Origin of the sequence: Aeromonas sp. ZOR0002, assembly GCF_963866995.1 — a bacterium.
GTDB classification, from domain to species: domain Bacteria; phylum Pseudomonadota; class Gammaproteobacteria; order Enterobacterales; family Aeromonadaceae; genus Aeromonas; species Aeromonas caviae.
In genome coordinates, this window is the sequence record NZ_CAWMFQ010000358.1 from 1 (window position 1) to 13,050 (window position 13,050).

14 protein-coding genes and 1 pseudogene are annotated in these 13,050 nt (G+C 58.0%); 1 reads left to right on the forward strand and 14 read right to left on the reverse strand.

The genetic code is table 11. The features are described 5' to 3' along the window. Positions 1–216 precede the first annotated feature (216 nt). The 14 genes from ybgF to ruvA all read right to left on the reverse strand — a co-directional run bounded on the left by ybgF (position 217) and on the right by ruvA (position 11,834). Positions 217–1,026, reverse strand: a complete 810-nt coding sequence (gene ybgF / locus AACR77_RS19090; protein ID WP_041211017.1) for a tol-pal system protein YbgF — start codon at positions 1,024–1,026, stop codon at positions 217–219. A 157-nt stretch (positions 1,027–1,183) separates the two neighbouring features. Then, positions 1,184–1,708 (reverse strand): peptidoglycan-associated lipoprotein Pal, encoded by a 525-nt coding sequence (gene pal, locus AACR77_RS19095; protein WP_010672877.1) that lies wholly within the window; start codon positions 1,706–1,708, stop codon positions 1,184–1,186. A 48-nt stretch (positions 1,709–1,756) separates the two neighbouring features. Next, a complete protein-coding gene (tolB, locus tag AACR77_RS19100) occupies positions 1,757–3,082 on the reverse strand; it encodes a Tol-Pal system beta propeller repeat protein TolB (protein ID WP_010672876.1) in 1,326 nt (441 codons plus the stop codon). Between the two features lie 92 nt (positions 3,083–3,174). After that, on the reverse strand, positions 3,175–4,305 hold the full coding sequence (tolA, locus tag AACR77_RS19105; RefSeq protein WP_042014603.1) for a cell envelope integrity protein TolA: 1,131 nt from the start codon (positions 4,303–4,305) through the stop codon (positions 3,175–3,177). A 5-nt stretch (positions 4,306–4,310) separates the two neighbouring features. After that, positions 4,311–4,757, reverse strand: a complete 447-nt coding sequence (gene tolR, locus AACR77_RS19110; protein ID WP_010672874.1) for a protein TolR — start codon at positions 4,755–4,757, stop codon at positions 4,311–4,313. Then, the gene (gene tolQ, locus AACR77_RS19115; RefSeq protein ID WP_010672873.1) at positions 4,757–5,443 is read right to left on the reverse strand and encodes a protein TolQ; all 687 of its coding nucleotides are present in this window, start codon (positions 5,441–5,443) and stop codon (positions 4,757–4,759) included. The genes tolR and tolQ overlap by 1 nt, the downstream gene beginning before the upstream one ends. Continuing rightward, positions 5,433–5,840, reverse strand: a complete 408-nt coding sequence (gene ybgC / locus AACR77_RS19120; RefSeq protein ID WP_010672872.1) for a tol-pal system-associated acyl-CoA thioesterase — start codon at positions 5,838–5,840, stop codon at positions 5,433–5,435. The genes tolQ and ybgC overlap by 11 nt, the downstream gene beginning before the upstream one ends. A 286-nt stretch (positions 5,841–6,126) precedes the next feature. Further along, complete coding sequence (locus AACR77_RS19125; RefSeq protein WP_042878754.1) at positions 6,127–6,438, reverse strand: cyd operon YbgE family protein; 312 nt, start codon at positions 6,436–6,438, stop codon at positions 6,127–6,129. Continuing rightward, positions 6,425–6,541 carry a cytochrome bd-I oxidase subunit CydX gene (gene cydX, locus AACR77_RS19130; protein WP_005331536.1) on the reverse strand — a complete coding sequence of 39 codons (117 nt, stop codon included), beginning with the start codon at positions 6,539–6,541 and terminating at the stop codon, positions 6,425–6,427. The genes AACR77_RS19125 and cydX overlap by 14 nt, the downstream gene beginning before the upstream one ends. A 14-nt stretch (positions 6,542–6,555) precedes the next feature. After that, positions 6,556–7,692, reverse strand: coding sequence for a cytochrome d ubiquinol oxidase subunit II (cydB, locus tag AACR77_RS19135; RefSeq protein WP_042878756.1), 1,137 nt, complete (start codon positions 7,690–7,692; stop codon positions 6,556–6,558). A 12-nt stretch (positions 7,693–7,704) separates the two neighbouring features. Continuing rightward, positions 7,705–9,261, reverse strand: a complete 1,557-nt coding sequence (locus AACR77_RS19140) for a cytochrome ubiquinol oxidase subunit I (RefSeq protein ID WP_042878758.1) — start codon at positions 9,259–9,261, stop codon at positions 7,705–7,707. 686 nt (positions 9,262–9,947) lie between these two features. After that, positions 9,948–10,190 (reverse strand): hypothetical protein, encoded by a 243-nt coding sequence (locus tag AACR77_RS19145; protein ID WP_029313687.1) that lies wholly within the window; start codon positions 10,188–10,190, stop codon positions 9,948–9,950. 10 nt (positions 10,191–10,200) lie between these two features. After that, positions 10,201–11,211, reverse strand: a complete 1,011-nt coding sequence (ruvB, locus tag AACR77_RS19150) for a Holliday junction branch migration DNA helicase RuvB (protein WP_041211014.1) — start codon at positions 11,209–11,211, stop codon at positions 10,201–10,203. An 8-nt stretch (positions 11,212–11,219) separates the two neighbouring features. Continuing rightward, positions 11,220–11,834 (reverse strand): Holliday junction branch migration protein RuvA, encoded by a 615-nt coding sequence (ruvA, locus tag AACR77_RS19155; RefSeq protein ID WP_010672867.1) that lies wholly within the window; start codon positions 11,832–11,834, stop codon positions 11,220–11,222. Between the two features lie 232 nt (positions 11,835–12,066). Here ruvA and AACR77_RS19160 point away from each other — a divergent pair. Then, positions 12,067–13,050 (forward strand): annotated as a pseudogene (locus AACR77_RS19160) (methyl-accepting chemotaxis protein); the annotation flags it as partial.

The following is a 13,050-nucleotide window of genomic DNA, read 5'->3' on the forward strand; positions in this document are numbered from 1 at the left end:
TTGATTAAAAGTCAACTGCTCTACCGACTGAGCTAACGACCCTCACCACGACCAGCGCCGACTGCATTACTGCTCCGGCTCTGACGGCGGCCTATATTACGGATTTATCATCCTGGCGCAATAGAAAAATCTTAAATTAAATCTGATTGTTCACTGCGCATACAAAGCACGGCGGTATTTACAAGAGTGTTACGAAAACAGTGACATGCAGCAATGTCACAGCTTGGCCAGACTCTGTTTGGCCAGCTGGGCCGGCGAGGTGTTGGGGTAACCCTTGATCACCTGCTCATAGAAGGCCTTGGCCTCTGCTTTTTTGCCGTCAAGCTGGGCGAGCATGCCGAGTTTCAGCAGGGCATCGGCCCGCTTGGGTGACTTGCTGTATTTGTTCGCCACCGTGGAGAACTGGCTCGCGGCCCCCGCCCTGTCGCCCTTGTTGAACATCAGCTGGCCAAGCCAGTAGTGGGCATTGGGAACATAGCTGGAGTTCGGGAACTGCTTGATGAACCCTTCGAAGGCAGGAATGGCCTTGTCGTAGTTCTTCTCCTTGAGCACCATGTTCACGGCCGCGTCGTAGGCCTGGTTCTCATCCTGGTTGGTGGAGTAGTTGGCAGCCGCGGCAGGAGGCGTTGCAGCACCTGCAGCAGGTGTTGCGGGCGCGGCGGCAGGCTGGCTGTTGGCCACCTTGTCGAGCTCTTGGTAGAGTTGGCGCTGGCGCTCCTGGGACTGCTCCATCTGGTAGGTCTGCTGTTCCAGCTGACCACGCAGCTCGGAGACCTCCCCTTGCAGGGAGTCGACCTGTTGCTGCAGTTCGGCCTGCAGACGCAGACGGGCGTTGAGGGTACGCTCCAGCAGAGCAACCCGGTCTTCCAGGCTGCCGGTCGGTACGATGGCACCATTGTTGCCGCTCAGCACCACGCCGCTGCTGCCAGAATCCCCGCTCAGATCGCTCACGGGTGCTGCCGCTTGCGCATTCAAAGCAACCAACACGGCCAGCGCAACACCAGCTTGCTTGTACACAGATTTCATTCGGATCAAACCTTAGCGTTTAGTGCAAATAAAACGGCCAGCGCATAGTCGCTCGCTGATACAGATTTCATTCGGATCAAACCTTGACGTTTAGTGCAAATAAAACGGCCATCGAAATGGCCGCTTGCATATAAACGAACTTCGTTCGACTCAAACCTTAGTAAACCAGGACCGCACGGCGGTTCTTGGCAAAGGCTTCCTCGGTGTGGGACAGATCCAGCGGCTTCTCTTCGCCATAGCTGACGATGGAGAGCTGCTCGGCCTGCACACCCAGGGTTTGCAGATACTTGGCAACAGCCTTGGCACGACGCTCACCCAGCGCGATGTTGTATTCCGGCGTACCGCGCTCGTCGGCGTGGCCTTCGATCAGTACCTTGACGCTCGGACGTTCACGCAGGTAGCTGGCGTGGGCATCCAGCAGGTCGGCGTACTGACCCTGAATGTCGTAACCATCGTACGGGAAGTAGATCACGTTGTCGCGTTGCAGCGCTTCGAACTTCTGACGCATCTGCTCTTCCGGGGACAACATGCCGTTGGCGCCGCCGGTTTGTACACCGCCCATGCCGTCGGTCATGCCGGACTCGGCGCCAGCGGCGTCGGAGTCGGAAGAGGAGCTACAGGCAGCCAGGGTGAACAGTGGCAGTGCGATGGCCAGACCCTTGAGCAGTTTATTGAGTTGCATGCTATTTCCTTAAACCTTTATAACAAAACAAAAAACAATCGATTTTTATCAATTCAAGAAGGGCGACCAAGCTGGTGCACGAATTTCACCGCTACTGGTCGGAAGCACTGCCTTGAAGCGACCGTCGGTCGACACCAATGCAAGACTCTTACGACCCTGATAGATGGTGGCATAAATGATCATGCTGCCATTGGGAGCCACACTTGGCGATTCATCCAGAGCACTCTGGGTCAGTACCAGCATGGCTCCATTTTCCATATCCTGGCGAGCGATGCGATATTGTCCCTGAACCCGGGTCACCATCACCATGGACTTGCCGTCCGGTGTGATGGATGCCCCCTGGTTGGAATCCCCTTCCCAGGTCATCCGGCGAGTCATGCCAGTCGCCAAATTTACGCTATAAATCTGGGGTTTGCCACCACGTTCAGAGGTGAACAGCAAAGTTTGACCGTCCGGCATCCAGGAGGGTTCGGTGTCGATGGTTCGGTTATTTGTGACTCGAGTGAGTTGCTTGCTAGCAACATCAACGACATAGATGTCAGGCTGTCCATCTTTGGACAGAACAATAGCCAAACGACGACCATCTGGAGACCACTCCGGCGCACCGTTGATGCCACGGAAGCTGGTGATCAGACTGCGCTGCTGGGTGTAGATGTCCTGCACATAGATCTCGGACTTCTGGTTCTCGAAGCTCACGTAAGCCAGCTTGCTGCCATCCGGCGACCAGGCCGGGGACATCAGGGGTTCACGGGAGCGCAGCAGAGTCTTCTCGTTGTAGCCGTCGTAGTCGGAGATCCGCAGCTGATACGGGAACTGGGTGCCCTGCTGCACGGAGACATAGGCCAGACGAGTCAGGAAGGCACCACGCTCACCGGTCAGACGCTCGTAGACGATGTCGGAGATGCGGTGGGCAAACTGGCGCATCTGGGCACCCGGGATGGTCGCCATGCGGCTGTCCAGGATGTAACCGTTCGCTTCACCGCCCTGAGTCTTGGCCAGCTGGCCTTTCAGGACGTCGACCAGCTCGAAGTTGATCTTGTAGGTGCCATCACCCACGGCGGCGATGGAGCCGACCACCACGGCTTCGACCCCCTGGGAAGCCCAGGGTGCGAAGTTGATCTCGCCGCTGGTGCTCGGCGTCTGCGGCATCTGGCCACGGGCCAGCGGCTTGAACTTGCCGCTGCGCATCAGGTCGTTGGAGACCACTTCAGCGATGTCCTGCGGCAACTGGCCATTGCCCTCCCACTTGAAGGGGGCGATGGCGATGGGGCGCGCACTGTCGATACCGCCGGTGATGACGATGTCCAAGGCCGCCTGAGCGCTCTGGCCTAGCAGAAGGCAGCCAACCAAAGCAAAAAACACTTTTCTTATCATGGCTTAAATACTCTGTTCCAAAAAAATGAGAGGTGAAATCCCTTTATCAGCAGATGCTGCCAACCACGGTCATTGACCCCGTTCTATCACGCTTAGATGCTCGGTTCTAACTTGAGGTTAAACTCCTTCAACATCTCGAATGCCGCCGGATCCTTCGGCACCGGCAACTGGTTGGCCTTCAGAACCGCCGCCTTGCCGGAGCGACAGACCGCCGGATCACCCTGACCGTTGTCCACCGAGATGACGAAGCCGCTACTGGCCAACTTGACACCGATAGTACATGTTTTGCCCCGCATGGTGGGATCCAAAATCATGTAGCGCTCGACCGTGGCCTTGATGAGGGCGGCATACTTGTCGACCTCACCCTTGGCGGCTGCCGATGCGGCCTGACTGCGCGCATTGGCCTCGGCGGCCAGCTGCTGCTCCATCATGGCTTCCATCTCTTTTTGCAACTTGGCCTCTTCGGCCGCCTTGCGCTTGCGCTCCGCCTCAATCTTGGCCTTTCTGTCGGCCTCGGCCTTCGCCTTCTTCTCTGCGTCAGCTTTTGCCTTCTTGTCAGCCTCTTCCTTCGCCTTCTTCTCGGCCTCGGCCTTGGCTTTCTTCTCGGCTTCCGCCTTCGCCTTTTTCTCGGCTTCGGCCTTGGCCTTCTTCTCGGCTTCCGCTTTCTTGGCCTTGGCCTCTTCCGCCTTGGCTTTCTCTTCAGCCTGCTTCTTCTCCAGCTCTTCTTTTTTCTTCTTGAGCGCCAGCGCCTTGGCCTCTTCCGCCGCCTTGCGTTCGGCTTCGGCCTTCTTGGTCTTCTGCTCTTCCAGCTTGCGGGCTTCCTCGGCTTTCTGGGCCTTCTCTTCCGCCTGCTTCTGTTCAGCCTCTTTCTTCTGCTTGTCGGCTTCGGCCTTGCGGGTCGCCTCTTCGGCCTGCTTGCGCTTGGTCTCGGCGATACGCAGACGCTCCTGCTCCTGTGCCAGCTCGCGTTTGACGCGCTCAGCGTCTTCCTTGTCCTTCTGCTGCTGTGCAGCCTTGGGCTGGGCCTGCTTCTGCTGCTGGACCTGCTGCATTTGCTGCTCCAGCATTTCGCTGTCCATCATGACCGCATTGACGATCTGTCCCTTGGACTCGGGGCGCTTGGGTTTGCTGAAGTCGACACCGACCAGCAGGATGATGCCGATGATCAGATGCAGCAGCAGCGACGCGACGAGATAACCGGAAATACCACGCTTCACATCCATCTCCGTCAGTTCACCGGATCCGTCATCAGACCAACCTGAGGCACACCGGCTTTCTTGAGGGCCACCATCAGCAGGATCACCTCCTCGTAGCGCACGGACTTGTCACCGGCGACCACCACGGGCGCGTTCTGGTTGATGGCCAGATAGCCCATGGCCTTCTCGGTGATGTACTGCTGCATCGCCTCGGGGGTGCCGCTCGGTACGGGTTCGTCATCCGCCTCGCCGGCCTTGATGACGTACTCACCCTCGGTATTGACGCTGACGATGAAAGGCGGCTTGGAGTCTTCCGGCAACTGCTCGGACTCCGCCTGGGGCAGGTCGACCTTGACCCCCTGCGTGATCACGGGCGTGACCGCCATGAAGATGATGAGCAGCACCAGCATGACGTCGATATAGGGCACCACGTTGATCTCGGCGACCTTCTTGCGTTTGAGCCGCTGATAGGTTTGCATTACTTCTCACCCTGCTGTGCGATTTGGCGGTTCAGAATGGTGGTGAACTCGTCCATGAAGTTGGCGTAGGCGTTTTCCAGCCGTTCGACCTTGTTGGTGAAGCGGTTGTAGAAGATAACGGCCGGGATGGCGGCAAACAGACCCATGGCGGTGGCGATCAGCGCCTCCGCGATACCCGGTGCCACCATCTGCAGGGTCGCCTGCTGAACCTGACCCAGAGCGATAAAGGCGTTCATGATCCCCCAGACGGTACCGAACAGACCGATATAGGGGCTGATGGAGCCGATGGTCGCCAAGACCGGCAGGTTGGACTCGAGATCGTCCACTGCACGGGACAGAGAGACCCGCATGGCGCGATAGGTACCGTCCATCACCGCATCCTGACCGCGGGCACCGGCCTTGAGCAGGCGGGCATACTCCTTGAAGCCGGAGTAGAAGATGTCTTCCATGCCTTCGATGTCGTCACGACGGGAGGAGGACTCCTGGTAGAGACGATTGAGGTCGACCCCGGACCAGAATCTGTCTTCAAACTGCTCCGAGGCGAGGTTGGCCGCCTTGATGGCCTTGGAGCGCTGGATGATCAGCGCCCAGGAGACGACCGACATGCCCATCAGGGTCATCATGACCAGTTTCACCAACAGACTGGCTTGCCAGAACAGGCCAATAAACGAAATTTCAGCGTGCACTTAACAGCACTCCCTTGATTTTTTCAGGTATTGCAACAGGTTTCATTTGCGGATGACTGACACAGGCGATCTGTACCATGGCCTGAGTGATCAGCCGTCCATCAGCCGCCAGGATCTGCTGTGAAAAACGCATGGAAGCGCGTTTCACTTCAGTTACTTGCGTCATTACGGTCAGCAGTTCATTGAAGCGGGCCGCCGCGCGGAAGTCGATTTCGGTGCGACTCACCACAAACGCGATCCCCGCCTGCAGCAGGACATCCTGTTCGATGCCGCCTGCGCGCAGGAATTCGGTGCGGGCCCGTTCCATAAACTTGAGATAATTGGCGTTGTAGACGATGCCTCCGGCATCCGTGTCTTCGTAGTAGACACGCACCGGAAACTCAGAGACTTCCCCCATAAAAATCTGTGATCCATTCGACAGTCAGATGGGGGGCTATCATAGCGCAGGGCTGAATAGGAAAGAAGCAGGGGGAGACAGGGAAATCCCGTCTCTTCCTGTTTTTTATGGCGTGCTGCGGCGCCGACAGGCCGAAGACCACAGGGCTGTCAGCATCGCAAGAAAAGCGGAAAAGAGAAGTGGCTGCGAGCGGCGTGACAAGCGAGGTTCTGTCGCTCTGACCGGGCGATGGCACGCCCGTCAAAAAAGAAGAAGGAGGTGGGCTGATGCCGACCTCCTTCATCATTTATGGCAGGTAGTAGCTGCTGGTCAGCCAGAGCCCGCAGAGCAGGCTGGGCAGGGCGAGCCAGGGGAAGAACAGCACGCGACCCACCAGGCTGCGCGGGTGAAACCCCAGTCCATGCATGACACCGCAACAGACCGCCCACATCAGCCAGGGCGCAAGCCAGAGGCCGTGCTCACTGGTGTTGGCCGCGACCAGGTTGGGCGCCTGCAAGATGGCGACAGCCAGCAGGGCCCCCGCCAGCAGCATCAGACCTTGCCATGGCTGGCGCTCCAGAGGAGCAGCCAGCCGGGCGAGCCTGTCACTTGTCTTCATCAATCTGACGATCCAGGTTCTCGGTGTGCTCCAGCCAGAGCGCATTGATAATCCCAAACGCACAGGCCAGCAGCAGCCCCAGGATCCAGGTGAAATACCACATATCAGGGCACCTTCTTAGTAGAGCGATTGTTGGTTGTCTTCGATGTGCTTGTTACTCACCCGGCCGAACATCTTGATGTAGGTCCAGATGGTGTAAGCCAGCACGGTCGGCACGAAGACGACTGCGACTACCGTCATCACCTTGAGGGTGTTGAAGGAGGCGGTGGAATCCCACATGGTCAGGCTCTGGGACGGCTCGAGGCTCGAGGGCATCACGAACGGGAACATGGAGAAGCCCGCGGTCAGGATGATGCCGGCGATGGCCAGGGAGGAGAACAGGAACGCCACCCACCCCTTGTCCAGCTTGGCCGCCACGGCGGTCAGCAGACACATCACCAGACCCAGCACGGGCGCAGCAATCATCCAGGGATAGAGGCTGTAGTTCTGCATCCAGGCACCGGCCTGCACCACCACTTCCTTGTGAAGGGGGTTGGTGACGGCGTCGGTGGCGACGGAGCCCACAATCACATAACCATCCATGCCGCTCACCCAGACACCGGCCAGGGCGAACAGCACCAGGGTCAGCAGGGAGAAGATCATGGCGGCGGTGCGAGAGCGCGCCAGCACTTCACCTTCGGTCTTCATCATCAGCCAGGTTGCACCCTGGGTGATGATCATGAAGAGGCTCACCAGACCGGCCAGCAGGCCGAACGGATTGAGCAGGCCGAAGAAGTTGCCGTGATAGGTCATCATCAGGAACTGGTTGAAGCTGAACGGTACGCCTTGCAGCAGGTTGCCGAACGCCACCCCGAAGATGACAGGGGGAATGGCGCTACCGGCAAACAGAGCCCAGTCCCAGTTGGAGCGCCACTTGGCGTCTTCCTGCAGGGAGCGGTACTTGAAGCCGACCGGACGGAAGAACAGCGCCATCAGGGTCAGGATCATGGCGATGTAGAAGCCGGAGAAGGCCGCCGCATAGACCATGGGCCAGGCGGCGAAGAGGGCGCCACCGGCGGTCACCAGCCAGACCTGGTTGCCTTCCCAGTGCGGCCCCATGGTGTTGAGCATCACGCGACGCTCCACATCCTTCTTGCCGACGAAGGGGAGCAGGGCGCCCACCCCCATATCGAAACCGTCGGTGATGGCAAACCCGATCAGCAGCACGCCGACCAGCACCCACCAGACCAGACGCAACAGTTCGTAATCAAACATGGGTCACTCTCCTTATGCCTTGCTCTGTTCGAAGTGGTACTTGCCCGTCTTCAGGCTGCTTGGGCCCAGGCGCGCATACTTGAACATCAGGTACATATCGATGATCAGCAGTACGGTGTAGAACAGGAAGATCCCGATCAGAGAGAACCAGATCTCGGACGCAGGAATGTTGGATGCAGAGACATAAGTCGGCAGCATCTCGGCGATGGTCCAGGGTTGACGACCATATTCAGCGACAAACCAGCCCGCCTCGATGGCGATCCAGGGCAGCGGAATGCCGTACAGCAGTGCCTTGAGCAGCCACTTGCGCTCGCCGATCTTGTGGCGGGTGCTGTCATAGAAAGCCAGACCGATCAGCACCAGCATCAGGATGCCGCAGGCGACCATGATGCGGAAGGCGAAGAACAGCGGCAGTACCTGCGGGATGGAGTCATCCACGGCAGCCTTGATCTGCTCGTCGGTGGCGTCGGTCACGTTGGGGGTGTAACGCTTGAGCAGCAGACCGTAGCCCAGATCCTGCTTCACTTCGTCGAAGCGGGCGCGGGTATCGTCGGACTTGTCACCGGATTGCAGCTTGGTCAGCAGGTCGTAGGCGGTCATGCCGTTGCGCACGCGCAGCTCATGCTCGCTCTTGAGATCCTTGAGACCAGTCACCTGACCGTCCAGGGAACGGGTGGCGATGATGCCGAGGGCATAGGGGATCTTGATAGCGTAGTCGGTGCGCATCTCCTCCTGGTTCGGGATCCCGAACAGGGTAAAGGATGCCGGAGCCGGCTCCGTGTTCCACTCGGCCTCGATGGCCGCCAGTTTCACCTTCTGCACTTCCCCGGTCTCGTAGCCGGACTCGTCACCCAGCACCAGCACGGAGAGGATGGAGGCCATGCCGAACGCGGCCGCGATGGCGAAGGAGCGACGAGCGAATGCCACATCACGATTCTTCAGCAGGTAATAGGAGGAGATCCCGAGCACGAACATGGCGCCCGTGGTATAGCCTGCCGCCACGGTGTGGACGAACTTGACCTGGGCAACCGGGTTGAACACCAGGTCGGCGAAGCTCACCATCTCCATGCGCATGGATTCGAAGTTGAACTCGGCACCCACCGGGTTCTGCATCCAGCCGTTGGCGACCAGGATCCACAGTGCGGAGAGGTTGGTCCCGAGCGCCATCAGCCAGGTAGCCGCCAGGTGCTGGCGCTTGCTGAGACGATCCCAACCAAAGAAGAACATACCGACGAAGGTGGACTCCAGGAAGAAGGCCATCAAGCCTTCGATGGCCAGCGGGGCCCCGAAGATGTCGCCGACATAGTGGGAGTAGTAAGCCCAGTTGGTACCGAACTGAAACTCCATGGTGAGCCCGGTGGTAACCCCGAGGGCAAAGTTGATACCGAACAACTTGCCCCAGAACTTGGTCATGTCCCGGTACACTGTGTTGTTGGTCATCACATAGACAGACTCCATGATCGCCAGGATGAAGGCCATCCCCAGCGTCAAGGGTACAAACAGGAAGTGATAAAGGGCCGTCGCAGCAAATTGGAACCGCGATAGGTCTACCACATGCTCAGCAATCATGATGTTTCCTCACCGATTATTGGCACGGCTATTTTAAGTTTTAAGGACAAAGCTTCCATTGGAAGTCCCCGAACGGTCGGTCACCCCTCGCGGACTGACCGGATTCGACTGCCACCACATTAACAACAAGGCAATATACAGGAACAAAAAAAGCTAATGTTTAACATCTAATAAACAATAACCAGGGTTCTATTCCCGCCTATAATGATCGCTGTTTTATATCACCTTTATTTGATTGAAATCAATGTAAAACCACCCTCAATACATGTTTTTTCAAGGTAACTTATGGGGCTTTTCCCATTAATTATGGGAGCTTCATCACAAAAAACGCCAAGCCGTAAATAATTGATTTAAATCAATTTTATGACACATCAAAATAGTTTCAATTCTGTTAAACAAATACGCAACCCCGGAAATAAAGCCCTCGCATCTCGATTATTTCAATAAATGGCTAGGCTCATCCAAAAATCAATTTAAACCCAGTAAAAACACATGTTTATGCGGATTGACACCCCCACCAAAATCATTAGTTTATCTAATCAAAAGCCCATAGATTTTCTTGTTTGCCCCACCCGGAAAGAGCTCCTACAATGCGCCTCGCAGTGAGGGCATACCTCTGAATACAGGCCGGTCATTCCGGGTTCCCGGTACGTATTCGATGAACATTTCGAACCTGTTTGTTGGGATTAATGATGAAAAAGTTTGTTGCCAAGACCATCCGTTACTACAAGCTTTCTTTCGTTCAACTCTATCAAATGAACCGACTCTGAAGCCTCGCGACGGCTCCTCTGTTTTTTCCCGACCGGTCTGCAGACGCGCTCACTGTCTGTGAACATCCATCCTGAATTGTCTTTGCCCACCGCCTGTGCCGTGGGCTTTTTTTTGCCCGCAAAACAAAAAGCCGCCTCAAGGGCGGCTTTTTGGTTCATATCGCAACGTCTACTGATCTGCCGGTCGTTCCAGGCCAAAGTGTGCGTAGGCTCTCTGAGTTGCGATCCGCCCTCTGGGTGTACGTTGCAGATAGCCTTGCTGGATCAGATAAGGTTCCAGCACGTCTTCTATGGTGTCCTTCTCCTCACCGATGGCGGCGGCCAAGTTGTCGAGCCCGACTGGCCCCCCCATAAACTTGTCGATGACGGCCAACAATAGCTTGCGATCCATGAAGTCGAAACCTTCGTTGTCCACGTCCAGCATGTCCATGGCACGGGCCGCAATGGGTCCGTCAATTCGCCCGTCAGACTTCACCTGGGCAAAATCTCGTACCCGCCTTAACAAACGGTTAGCAATCCGCGGTGTCCCCCGGGAGCGACGGGCTACCTCGAGAGCGCCGTCTTCCGTCATGTCGAGCCCGAGGCAGCGGGCGCTGCGAGAGACGATGTCGGTCAGGTCCTTGACGTTGTAAAACTCGAGGCGCTGCACGATACCAAACCGATCTCGCAGGGGGCTGGTGAGGGAGCCGGCCCGGGTGGTGGCACCGATCAGGGTGAAGGGAGGGAGATCGAGCTTGATGGAGCGGGCCGCCGGCCCCTCCCCTATCATGATGTCGAGCTGGTAGTCCTCCATGGCCGGATAGAGCACCTCCTCCACCACCGGGCTGAGACGGTGGATCTCGTCGATGAAGAGCACATCGTTCGGTTCCAGGTTGGTGAGGAGCGCCGCCAGATCGCCGGCCTTCTCCAGCACGGGGCCCGAGGTGGTCTTGATGTTGACCCCCATCTCGTTGGCGACGATGTTGGCCAGCGTGGTCTTGCCAAGGCCGGGAGGCCCGAAGATCAGCAGATGATCGAGGGCCTCCCCGCGCTGGCGGGCGGCCTCGATGAAGATCTCCATCTGATCGCAGACATGATCCTGTCCGGTGTAATCGGCCAGCTTTCTGGGCCGGATGGCCCGATCGATGATCTCGTCCTCACGGGCGGCACCGGCCGAGATGAGGCGATCCGCTTCAATCATTGTCTACCTCACACCAGGCTGCGCAGGGATTCACGAATGATCTCCTCTACCGACATGCCGTCGGCGGCCACCTTGCTGACGATCTGGCTGGCCTGCTGCGGCTTGTAGCCGAGGGCCACCAGTGCACTGGCCGCCTCCTCGCTCGCATCCGGGGCACGCAGCGGGCTCTCTTTCGCGGGCAGGGTGATTTCGGCCGGGGAGAAGAGATCGTGGCTGACCCAGCCCTTGAGGCGGTCTTTCATCTCCACCACCAGGCGCTCGGCGGTCTTCTTGCCCACGCCGGGCAACTTGACCAGGGAGCTTATCTCCTCGCGCTCGACGCTCATCACAAACTGGGTGGCCGTCATGCCGGAGAGAATGGCCAGGGCCAGCTTGGGGCCGACCCCGTTGGTCTTGATCAGCTCGCGAAACAGCGCCCGCTCCTGTTTGTGGTTGAAGCCGTAGAGCAGCTGGGCATCTTCACGCACCACGAAGTGGGTGTGAATGACGGCCTCCTTCCCGAGTTCGGGCAGATCATAGAAGCAGCTCATGGGCATATGAACCTCATATCCCACCCCTCCGACTTCCAGCAACACCTCGGGGGGTTGCTTCTCGATGATGACGCCTCTCAAGCGACCGATCATGTTCTTTTCCTCGCCACGCAGACTCTCGCAAATTGGGTCATAGCATAAAGAATAACTGGATAAGTATCCAGCATAGGTCCATGCAGATCATGGGATGACCCGCTCTTCATACCCGTCCATTTCCCTCGTTGAGAACACTGTCTGTCACTTTATTTTCCATCGGGGATGGCACATCTTCGTCATTGATTGAACACTGAAATGGTCTTGTTCGGCACCAGGGAAGGCTTGAGTCATGAAAATCGTCACCACATCCAACCTCGGACTCACCATTCTGCTCGGCTGCACCCTGGGCATGGGGGCGATCGGCTGGTATGGCAGCCAGCGGCTGGCTGATCTGCTCTCCTACGTCCTGGGTGCCGCCTGGCAGACGGCAGATGGTGCCATGGAGGGCTCCATCGAACTCGGCAACCAGTCGCTCTATATCCAGAAAATGCTCTCGGGGATCCCCCTCGACGCACCAGAGCTGCAACGGGCAAAAGAGGCGGCCAGCGACGCTTTGCGCCGGGTGGAGCAAGGCGGGCTCATCGATGCGGCAGCCATCACCACGCTGAAGCAGCATGAGCAGACCTATCAGCAAGAGCAGGCACAGCTGCTGACTCTCTATCGCACCTTCACGAGCGCCGATGAGGCGCTGCGTGCCAGTTCTGAACGCATGTCACGCCTCTCGACCAGGCTGGAGGTGATCGGTGACGAGGCCGTCGAGAGCCTCACCCGCTCACCGGATCAGGCCATCAGCTGGAACGGCGGCCTCGCGACCCGCTGGCAGGCGGCCGATGGCGGCATGGAGGCCAACATCGGATTCTTGCGCCAGCTCTATGCGCTGGAGAAGATGCAGAGCGAAGGCCCTACTCCTGCCATCCAGGCCGAGCTGGCACAAGCCACCCGCTTCTATCAGGACGCGGTTGACGGCATGCTGGCAACCGGCCAGTTCGATGTGCCCGGTGACGGGGAGTTTGCAGGCCAAATGCTCTCCACCCAGTATCGTGCCCTGCAAGCCGACAATACCCGCCTGATCCGTGAATGGACCACAGCCCTGAGCGCTTATCAGAACCAGTTGGCCCGTTACGAACACAGTGCCGACCAGCTCAGGCTGGCGCTGGTCGAGGTCGAGGCCCAGGGGGACGCCACCGTCGAGGATCAGGTTCACCAGCTCAACGCCATCATCGACTACACCAAGGGACTCATCCTGGGGGGCTTGCTGCTCAGCCTACTGTGA

Excerpts from the sequence above, each read along its gene's own strand:
- ybgF (WP_041211017.1), bottom strand. The coding sequence starts at position 1,026 with ATGAAATCTGTGTACAAGCAAGCTGGTGTTGCGCTGGCCGTGTTGGTT.
- pal (WP_010672877.1), bottom strand. The coding sequence starts at position 1,708 with ATGCAACTCAATAAACTGCTCAAGGGTCTGGCCATCGCACTGCCACTG.
- tolB (WP_010672876.1), bottom strand. The coding sequence starts at position 3,082 with ATGATAAGAAAAGTGTTTTTTGCTTTGGTTGGCTGCCTTCTGCTAGGC.
- tolA (WP_042014603.1), bottom strand. The coding sequence starts at position 4,305 with ATGGATGTGAAGCGTGGTATTTCCGGTTATCTCGTCGCGTCGCTGCTG.
- tolR (WP_010672874.1), bottom strand. The coding sequence starts at position 4,757 with ATGCAAACCTATCAGCGGCTCAAACGCAAGAAGGTCGCCGAGATCAAC.
- ybgC (WP_010672872.1), bottom strand. The coding sequence starts at position 5,840 with ATGGGGGAAGTCTCTGAGTTTCCGGTGCGTGTCTACTACGAAGACACG.
- AACR77_RS19125 (WP_042878754.1), bottom strand. The coding sequence starts at position 6,438 with ATGAAGACAAGTGACAGGCTCGCCCGGCTGGCTGCTCCTCTGGAGCGC.
- cydX (WP_005331536.1), bottom strand. The coding sequence starts at position 6,541 with ATGTGGTATTTCACCTGGATCCTGGGGCTGCTGCTGGCCTGTGCGTTT.
- cydB (WP_042878756.1), bottom strand. The coding sequence starts at position 7,692 with ATGTTTGATTACGAACTGTTGCGTCTGGTCTGGTGGGTGCTGGTCGGC.
- AACR77_RS19140 (WP_042878758.1), bottom strand. The coding sequence starts at position 9,261 with ATGATTGCTGAGCATGTGGTAGACCTATCGCGGTTCCAATTTGCTGCG.
- AACR77_RS19145 (WP_029313687.1), bottom strand. The coding sequence starts at position 10,190 with ATGAACCAAAAAGCCGCCCTTGAGGCGGCTTTTTGTTTTGCGGGCAAA.
- ruvB (WP_041211014.1), bottom strand. The coding sequence starts at position 11,211 with ATGATTGAAGCGGATCGCCTCATCTCGGCCGGTGCCGCCCGTGAGGAC.
- ruvA (WP_010672867.1), bottom strand. The coding sequence starts at position 11,834 with ATGATCGGTCGCTTGAGAGGCGTCATCATCGAGAAGCAACCCCCCGAG.